The 8411-nt window shown below is 73.8% G+C and carries 8 protein-coding genes and 1 pseudogene; all 9 read left to right on the plus strand.

The window, feature by feature from the left end; genetic code table 11:
• Nucleotides 1-135: pseudogene (locus LCE31_RS27465) on the plus strand (ROK family transcriptional regulator); the annotation flags it as partial.
• Between the two features lie 221 nt (nt 136-356).
• Nucleotides 357-1097, plus strand: a complete 741-nt coding sequence (locus LCE31_RS27470; protein ID WP_225018839.1) for a hypothetical protein — start codon at nt 357-359, stop codon at nt 1095-1097.
• A 37-nt stretch (nt 1098-1134) separates the two neighbouring features.
• Nucleotides 1135-1914 (plus strand): GntR family transcriptional regulator, encoded by a 780-nt coding sequence (locus LCE31_RS27475; RefSeq protein WP_225018841.1) that lies wholly within the window; start codon nt 1135-1137, stop codon nt 1912-1914.
• Between the two features lie 226 nt (nt 1915-2140).
• A complete protein-coding gene (locus tag LCE31_RS27480; protein WP_225018843.1) occupies nt 2141-3373 on the plus strand; it encodes an FAD-dependent oxidoreductase in 1233 nt (410 codons plus the stop codon).
• A 5-nt stretch (nt 3374-3378) separates the two neighbouring features.
• Complete coding sequence (locus tag LCE31_RS27485; RefSeq protein ID WP_225018845.1) at nt 3379-4188, plus strand: HAD family hydrolase; 810 nt, start codon at nt 3379-3381, stop codon at nt 4186-4188.
• Complete coding sequence (locus LCE31_RS27490) at nt 4185-5366, plus strand: ABC transporter ATP-binding protein (RefSeq protein WP_225018848.1); 1182 nt, start codon at nt 4185-4187, stop codon at nt 5364-5366. The genes LCE31_RS27485 and LCE31_RS27490 overlap by 4 nt, the downstream gene beginning before the upstream one ends.
• Complete coding sequence (locus LCE31_RS27495) at nt 5359-6345, plus strand: 2-aminoethylphosphonate ABC transporter permease subunit (protein WP_225018850.1); 987 nt, start codon at nt 5359-5361, stop codon at nt 6343-6345. Before LCE31_RS27490 ends, LCE31_RS27495 begins: the two co-directional genes overlap by 8 nt.
• Nucleotides 6332-7129: an ABC transporter permease subunit gene (locus LCE31_RS27500; RefSeq protein WP_225018851.1), complete on the plus strand. Its 798-nt coding sequence runs from the start codon at nt 6332-6334 to the stop codon at nt 7127-7129. Before LCE31_RS27495 ends, LCE31_RS27500 begins: the two co-directional genes overlap by 14 nt.
• 89 nt (nt 7130-7218) lie before the next feature.
• Nucleotides 7219-8286, plus strand: a complete 1068-nt coding sequence (locus LCE31_RS27505; RefSeq protein ID WP_225018853.1) for a 2-aminoethylphosphonate ABC transporter substrate-binding protein — start codon at nt 7219-7221, stop codon at nt 8284-8286.
• Nucleotides 8287-8411 lie beyond the last annotated feature (125 nt).

Here is an 8411-nt window from a genome sequence, read left to right on the forward strand (position 1 = left end):
GTGCTGGGGGAGCGGCCCGCGGGGCGCGGGCCCGGCACGGTGCCGGTGACGGCGGCGGAGGCGGACGCGCGCCCGGTCGCGGAGGGGGCGGCGCAGCTGGTGCTGGCTCCGGTCTTCGGCCGCCGCATGGCGTGAGCCGTGAGCCGTGAACCGCCGGTCGTGTGCGCTGAGGCGTGAACCGCCAGTCGTGAGGCCTGAGCCCTGATCCCTGAGCACCGAGCTGCGCGAACCCGATGGGCCTATTCGTATGATTTTCGAGCTGCTGGTGGTCGTGGTGACCCGGCCCGGCGGCGGGCGCGTGGCAACGTCGGCCCCCGTCCGCCGCCTGTCCGCGACCAGCAGAGGTGACGCCTGTCATGCGACCGCGCCGTGCCGCAGCCCTGTCCCTCGCCGTCGCCGCCGCCCTCGTCCCGCTGGCGGGCGGCCCCGCCGCGGCGGGAGAGGCCCCGTCCTCCCGCGCGCCCGCATGCGGAAACCCCGCCGCGCACACCTTCCCCGTCCGTACGGGCCTGCGCGGCGGCCCCGGCACGTACGAGGCGGGCGGTGGCGCCCGGACCTGGCATGTCGACCTCGCCAACACCACGGCCCACGCCTGTCGCGACGTCCACCCGCTCATCGTCGTCACCGACAGCGGACGCCGGCTGAAGGCGGACCAGGTGGCCCTCCGGCTCGCCGACAGCCACGGCACCCTGCGCGCGATGCCGCTCCACACCTCCGACGAGGACGAGATCATCGCGGTGCCCGACGAGGACACCGCAGGGTTCACGCTTCCCGCGCACGGGACGCTCAGCCTGGACGCGAGCCTCGCCTTCGCCGCGGGCGCGCCGTCCGGGGCCGTCACGGTCAGCGCCGCCGCCGTACAGCGCGAGGGCGGCGACGGCGACTGGATCGGCGAGTCGGAGCCGTACCGTTTCACGGTGGTGGACGGCGGCGCGAGCCCCGCGGTCCCGGAAGGCGGCGCCGACCCCGCGGTCCCGCAGCTCGCGGCGACCGGTGCCGCCGGGGTCCTCGCCCGTACGGCGCTGTCCGTCGCACTGGTCGCGGCCGGCGCCGGACTCGTCGTCCTGGTGGAACGGCGGCGTACGCGCAGGACCTGACCGGCCGAGGCACCGGCGCGCATGCGACCATCCCCCCGTGGACCACCCTCTGGACTCCCGCCATCTCCAGGCCCCGGGCGCGCCCGTGCGCGCCGGTGTGCCCGAGCACGGCCGCGTGCCCAAGTACTACGCGGTCAAGGCTCAAGTCGCTGCTCTCATCGACGAGTTGGGGGAGGGGGGACTCCTGCCGACGGAGCGGGACCTCGCCGAGCGGTACACGGTCTCGCGCGAGACCGTGCGCCAGGCCCTGCGCGAACTGCTGCTGGAGGGACGGCTGCGGCGGCAGGGCAGGGGCACCGTCGTCGCGGGACCGAAGCTGGAGCAGCCGCTGTCCCTCGCCAGCTACACCGAGGGGGTACGGCGGCAGGGCCGCGCCCCGGGCCGCGGCCTCATCTCGCTGGAGAGCTTCCCGTGCACGCCGGCCCTGACCGGGGCGACGGGCGCGGCGGTGGGTGAGCCGGTGTGGCACATGGAGCGGGTGCTGCTCGCGGACGACGAGCGGGTCGGCCTTGAGAGCACGTACGTCTCCGTCGCACGGGCCCCCTCGCTGGACACGGAGTTCGACCCCGACTCGTCCTTCTATGCGTATCTGCGTGAGCGGCTCGGTGTGTCCTTCGGCGAGGCCGACGAGCGGATCGAGACGGTGCTCGCCACACCGCGCGAGGCGCTGCTGATCGGCACCCCGCCCGCGCTGCCGATGCTGCTGCTGCACCGGGTGTCGCGGGACACCGGAGGACGGCCGCTGGAACGGGTGAGGACCCTCTTCCGGGGCGACCGCTTCAGCTTTACGGCGCACCTCGACGGCGCGGAGACGTAACCCGCCCGCGCACGCGACGCCCGCCGGGAGGCGGGGCCCGCCTCGTACGGCGGGCTCCCCGCCGAACGCGTTCCCAATGCATCCCTTAACACCGTGAACACGGAGGTAACGCCGACTCTTTTTGTCACGAAAAGATAACGGGTCTGGTCCAAACTTGGATGGGCGTTCACCATCTGGTTGCGGGGAGGACCGTCCCCGTACACCGCATCCGAGGAGTGTTTCCGCCGTGAAAGTCATCGTCGTAGGCGCCGGTGTGCTGGGCACCATGCATGCCTGGCACGCAGTGGAGCGCGGCCACGAGGTCGTCCAGATCGAGCGCGAGCCCGAGGCGCGCGGCGCCTCCCTGCGCAACTTCGGCCAGATCTGGGTCAGTGGCCGCGCGGGCGGCCAGGAGCTGGACACCGCCCTGCGCGCGAGGGAGCTGTGGGAGGACATCGGCGGCAGGGTGCCGCGGGTCGGGTTCCGTGCCAACGGATCGCTCACCCCGGTGAGCACCGAACGCGAACTCGCCGTGGCCACTGCCGCGACCGAGCGCGCCGACGCCGCGGCCCGCGGCTACAAGCTCCTCACACCGGACGAGGCGCGTGCGCTCAACCCGGCGCTCCGCGGTGCCTTCGCCGCCGCGCTGTGGTGTGAGCGGGACGCGGCCGTCGAACCGCGCACCGCCCAACTGGCCCTGAAGGAAGCGCTCCTGGCCAGCGGCCGGTACACCTTCTTGGGTGGCCGCGAGGTGCGCGACGTGGTCGAGCGCCCGCACGGCGCGGCCGTACGGGACGACCACGGCGACACGCACCCCGGCGACGCCGTCGTCCTGTGCACCGGGGCCTGGCTCGGCGGCCTGGTCAGGGAGCTGGCGCCCGAACTGCCGGTGCGCCGGGTCCGGTTGCAGATGATGCAGACCGACCCGCTGGGCGAGGAGCTGCCGACGTCCGTCGCGGACGCGGACAGCTTCCGCTACTACCCGGCGTACGGGGGCGACGCGCTGCGCGCCCTGTCCGACGGGCAGCCGCAGGCCGAGGTCGCCGCGGCACACAGGATGCAACTGCTCATGGTGCAGCGCCGCGACGGCGGCCTGACCATCGGCGACACCCACGCCTACGACGAGCCCTTCGCCTTCGACGTGGTGGAGGAGCCCTACGAGTACCTCACCGGCCGTGTCGAGGGCTTCCTCGGCCGTGGGGGGGGGGGGGGGGGGGGGGGGGGGGGGGGGGGGGGGGGGGGGGGGGGGGCGCCCCCCCCCGCGCCCCCCCCCGGCGGGGCCGCGGGCCCCCGCGGCCGCCCGCGCCCGCGCGGGCGGCCGCGCTGGGCCGGTGTGTACGCGCAGTGCGCCGACCCCGCGCGAGTGGTGCACAGGGAGCAGGTGCGCGACGGGGTGTGGCTGGTGACGGGGCCCGGTGGGCGGGGCATGACCTGCTCGCCCGCCATCGCCGAGACGACCGCCGACGAACTGGGATGGTGAGGAAGATGACCGACGGAACCGACAGGGCCGGTACGGCCGGCAGGGCCGGCGCGACCGACAGGGAAGACAGGGCCGACAGGGCCGACACGACCGGCACGCGCGGGTCCGGGGGCGGGCCGGGCGACGCCATCAAGCTCGTCGTGCTCGACATGGCGGGCACCACGGTCGCCGACGGCGGCCTCGTCGAGCGCGCGTTCTCCGCCGCCGCCGAAAGCCTCGGCGTGGAGCCGGGATCGGACCGGCACACCGAACAACTCGCCTATGTGCGCGCCACCATGGGCGAATCGAAGATCTCCGTCTTCCGGCACCTGTTCGGTGACGAGGACACCGCGAGGCGCGCCAACGCAGCCTTCGAGAAGGCGTACGGCGACCTCGTGGCCGACGGCCTCGTGGGGCCGGTCCCCGGCGCGGCCGAGGCGATCGCGGAACTCGCGGAAGCAGGCAGGACCGTCGTCCTGACCACGGGGTTCGCCCGGGTCACCCAGGACGCCATCCTCGACGCCCTCGGCTGGCGCGACCTCGTCGCCCTCACGCTCTGCCCCGCCGACGCGGGCGGGCGCGGGCGCCCCTACCCGGACATGGTCCTCGCCGCGTTCCTGCGTACCGCGGCGGCGGATTCGGTCGGTGAGGTCGCGGTCGTCGGCGACACCTCGTACGACATGCTCAGCGGCGTACGCGCCGGGGCCGGTGCCGTCGTCGGCGTACGCACCGGCGCGCACGACGAGGCCGCCCTGCGGCGGGCCGGCGCGGGCGACGTCCTCACCTCGGTCGCGGACCTGCCCGCGGCGCTCGCGGAACGGGGCCGTTCGCGATGAACACCACCGGCACCGCGCGCGGCGGCGCGATCCCGTCCGGTACCGGCGGGAGCGGCAGTGGCATCCGGTTCGACCGGGTGAGCGTCGCCTACGGGGGAACCACCGTCCTCGACTCGCTCGACCTGACCGTCGAGCCAGGCGAGGTGATGGCCCTGCTCGGCCCGTCGGGATCGGGCAAGACCACGGCGCTGCGCGCGGTCGCCGGTTTCGTCCAGCCGGTGGCCGGGCGGGTGTTCATCGGCGGCCGGGACGTCACCGGCCTGCCGCCCCACCGGCGCGGCATCGGCATGGTCGTCCAGCAGTACGCGCTCTTCCCGCACCTGCGGGTCGAGGACAACGTCGCGTTCGGGCTGCGCGCCCAGCGCGACCCGAAGGTGCCGCGCGGCGAGATACCCGCCCGGGTCGCCGAGGCGCTTGAGATGACGGGCATGGCGGCGTACGCCAGGCGCCACCCGCGCGAGCTGTCCGGCGGACAGCAGCAACGCGTCGCGATCGCAAGGGCGTTGGCGATCCGGCCGCGGGTGCTCCTGCTCGACGAGCCGCTGTCCGCGCTCGACGCGCAGCTGCGCTCCGGCATGCTCGCGGAACTCTCCCGCCTGCACCGTGAACTGCCCGACGTGTCCGTGCTGTACGTGACGCACGACCAGATCGAGGCGCTGACCCTGGCCGACCGGATCGCCGTCATGGACCGTGCGCGCCTGCGGGACTGCGGCACACCGCGGGAGCTGTACCGCTCGCCGCGCACGGAGTTCACCGCGAGCTTCGTGGGCAACGCCAACCTGCTGCCGGTCACGGTGTCGAAAGGGGGCGTCCTGTTCGGCGGCACCCTGCTGGCGGGAGTCGCGGCACCCGCGGGCGCCGCGCCGGGCGCGAGCGCCACGCTGTGCGTACGCCCGCACCTCGTCGGTCTCGGCGACGGCCCCAACGCGGTGCCCGGCACGGTCGCGGAGGTGCAGTGGCGGGGCTCGACACACCGCCTGTTCGTGGACGTCGCCGGGCACCGGGTGAAGGCGGACGTGCGCGAACTGCGCGTCGCCCCCGCGCTGGGGGAGCGGGTGACACTGCACTTCGCCCCGGAGGACGCGGTGCTGCTGCCGGCCGGCGAGGACGCGCGTACGGACGCGGAGGCGGACACGGACGCGAGCGCCGCCGCCCCGGCGGGAGCCACCCATGGCTGACCCCGCCGGCCGGGCCGCCGTGCCCGCGGTCCAGGGCGCGCCCACGGCGTCGCGCACACCGCGCGCCACCCCGCCGCCGGCACCGGACGCCACCCCGCCGCGCACACCGGACGGCGCCCCGCGCGGGGCCGGCGGTGCGTACCACCGGCCCGCGGCCCGCCGGGTGCCCGGGTGGGTCTGGGCGCTGCCGCCGGTGGGCGCGCTCGGGGTGTTCTTCCTCTACCCGCTCTTCCTGGTGCTGCGCCAGTCCGTCACCCCCGACACCGGCGGGCTCTCCACCGGGCCCTACACCCAGGTCCTCAGCTCCGCGGTCTTCGGCAAGGCACTGCTCACCACCGTCTGGCTCGCCCTCGGGTCCACCGCGGGCTGCCTCGTCCTCGGCTTCGTGCTCGCGCTCGTCATCGCCTTCGTGCCGTTCCCCGGCAGCAGGGCCGTCGCGCGCTTCATCGACGTCTTCCTGTCCTTCCCGTCCTTCCTGATCACTCTCGCCCTCCTCTTCATCTACGGCACGACCGGGCTGGTCAACGGCGCCTGGACCGGTGTGACCGGTGCGGCGTCCGGCCCCGTGCGGTTCCTGACCACGCCCTGGGGCGTGCTGCTCGCCGAGATCACGTACTTCACACCCTTCGTCGTACGGCCCCTGCTCGCGGCCTTCTCCCAGCTGGACACGGCGCAGCTCGAAGTCGCCTCCTCCCTCGGGGCCAGGCCCGCGCGCGTCGTGCGGCAGGTGATCCTGCCCGAGGCGCTGCCCGCGCTCGCGGCGGGCGGCAGCCTGGTGCTCGTGCTGTGCCTGAACGAGTTCGGCATCGTGCTGTTCACCGGCGCCAAGGACGTCACCACACTGCCGATGCTCGTGTACAGCAAGGCCATCCTGCAGTCCGACTACGCGGGCGCCTCGGTGGTCGCCGTCGTCAACGTGGCGATATCCGTGGGCCTTTACTCCCTCTACCGAATGGTGGCCCGCCGTGTTGGTGCATAGCAGGGGCGCCCGGTGGGCGCTCTGGCTGGTGTTTCTCGTCCTCTTCGTGCCGCTGTTCGCGCTCCCGCTGCTGGTGCTGCTCGCCGCGTCCTTCGCCTCCCGCTGGTCGGGTGTGCTGCCGTCCGGCTGGACCGGCGCCAACTACAGCGGGGCCGTGCACGGCGACGCGCTCGCCGCCCTGACCACCAGCCTCGTCACGGCCCTCGTGGCGAGCCTCCTCGCCCTGCTCGTGGGCACCTGGGCGGCGCTGGCTGCCGCCGCGCTGCGCAGCCGCGGCAGGCGGCTGCTCGACGCGCTGTTCATGCTGCCCGTCGCGGTGCCGTCCGTCGTAGTGGGCCTCGCCGTGCTGGTCGCGTTCAGCGAGCCGCCGCTGCTGCTGAACGGCACACGCTGGATCGTGATCCTCGCGCACACCCTCCTCGTCACCGCCTTCGCCTACCAGTCGGTGTCGGCCGCCGCGCGACGGCTCGACCCGGCGTACGAACAGATGGCGGCGTCCCTCGGCGCCCGCCCCTGGTACGTCCTGCTGCGGGTGCGGCTGCCGCTCCTGCTGCCGTCGCTCAACGCCGCCGCCGGCCTCTGCTTCGCCCTGTCCATGGGGGAGTTGAGCGCCACGATCATGCTCTATCCGCCCGACTGGATGCCGCTGCCCGTGGAGATCTTCAGCTCCACCGACCGGGGCTCCCTCTTCGCCGGCTCCGCCGTCGCGGTCGTCCTCATGGCCACGACGCTCCTGGTGCTGCTCGGCCTCGGCCGGATCAGGACCCGCGCCTCGTACCGCTGAACGCCCTCTCCCTCAACGGCCCTTCCTTAACGCCCACCAACGGCTCCCCTCAACACCCCCTCCCTTCCCTGTCAGGAGAAGACAACGTCATGCGACGCAACAACCGCACGCTCTCCGTCGCGACCGCCGTGACCGGCGCCGTCGTGCTCGCCGGAACCCTCACCGCCTGCGGCGGGTCCTCTTCCGCCGCCGACGCCAAGGTCGTCACCGTCTACAGCGCCGACGGCCTCAAGGGCGAGAAGAACGACGGCTGGTACGACAAGGTGTTCGCCGACTTCACCAAGAAGACCGGCATCAAGGTCAAGTACGTCGAGGCCGGTTCGGGCGAGGTCATCCAGCGCGCCCTGCGTGAGAAGTCCAACACGCAGGCCGATGTCCTCGTCACCCTGCCTCCGTTCATCCAGCAGGCCGACGCGAAGGGGCTGCTCCAGAAGTACACCCCGGCCGGCGCCGACCAGGTCGCCGCCGCCGACAAGTCGCCCGACTCCACCTGGACGTCCGTCGTCAACAACTACTTCGGCTTCGTCAGCAACAAGAAGGAAGCGGTGCCCGCGCCCACGACCTGGGAGGACCTGCTCAGCCCGAAGTACCGGAACAAGCTCCAGTACTCCACCCCGGGCGTCGCGGGCGACGGCACCGCCGTCCTCGTCCAGGCCATGCACGACTTCGGCGGCGAGAAGCCCGCCCTGGCCTACCTGAAGAAGCTCCAGGCCAACAACGTCGGCCCGTCCTCCTCCACCGGCGCGCTCGCGCCCAAGGTGGACAAGGGCGACCTGCTCGTCGCCAACGGCGACGTGCAGATGAACTACGCGCAGTCCAAGACCATGCCCAACCTCGGCATCTGGTTCGCGAAAAAGCAGGGCGGCAAGCCGTCCACGTTCGCGCTGCCGTACGCGGCCGGGCTGGTCAGCAAGGCCCCGCACGCCGCCAACGGCAAGAAGCTCCTGGACTACATGCTCGGCGAGCAGGCCCAGCAGGAGGTGTCCCCGGTCGGCGGCGGGTTCCCGGCGCGCGGCGACATCAAGGCGACCGGCGCGGACGCCCAGGCGCTCGACAAGCTGCTGCACGGCGTCCAGATCTTCCGGCCCGACTGGAACGACATCGACAAGAACCTCGACACGTACGTACAGGACTGGCAGGACGCGACGTCGAGCTGACGCCCCCACCGGGGGGGGGGGGGGGGGCCCCCGGGGCCCCCGGGGGGGGGGGGGGGGGGGCGCGCCCGGGGGGGGGGGGGGGGGGGGGCGCGCCCCCCGCGTTGTGGGGGGGCGCCGGGGGGGGG

The sequence above is a fragment of the Streptomyces sp. 8L genome (assembly GCF_020176795.1).
Lineage (GTDB): Bacteria > Actinomycetota > Actinomycetes > Streptomycetales > Streptomycetaceae > Streptomyces.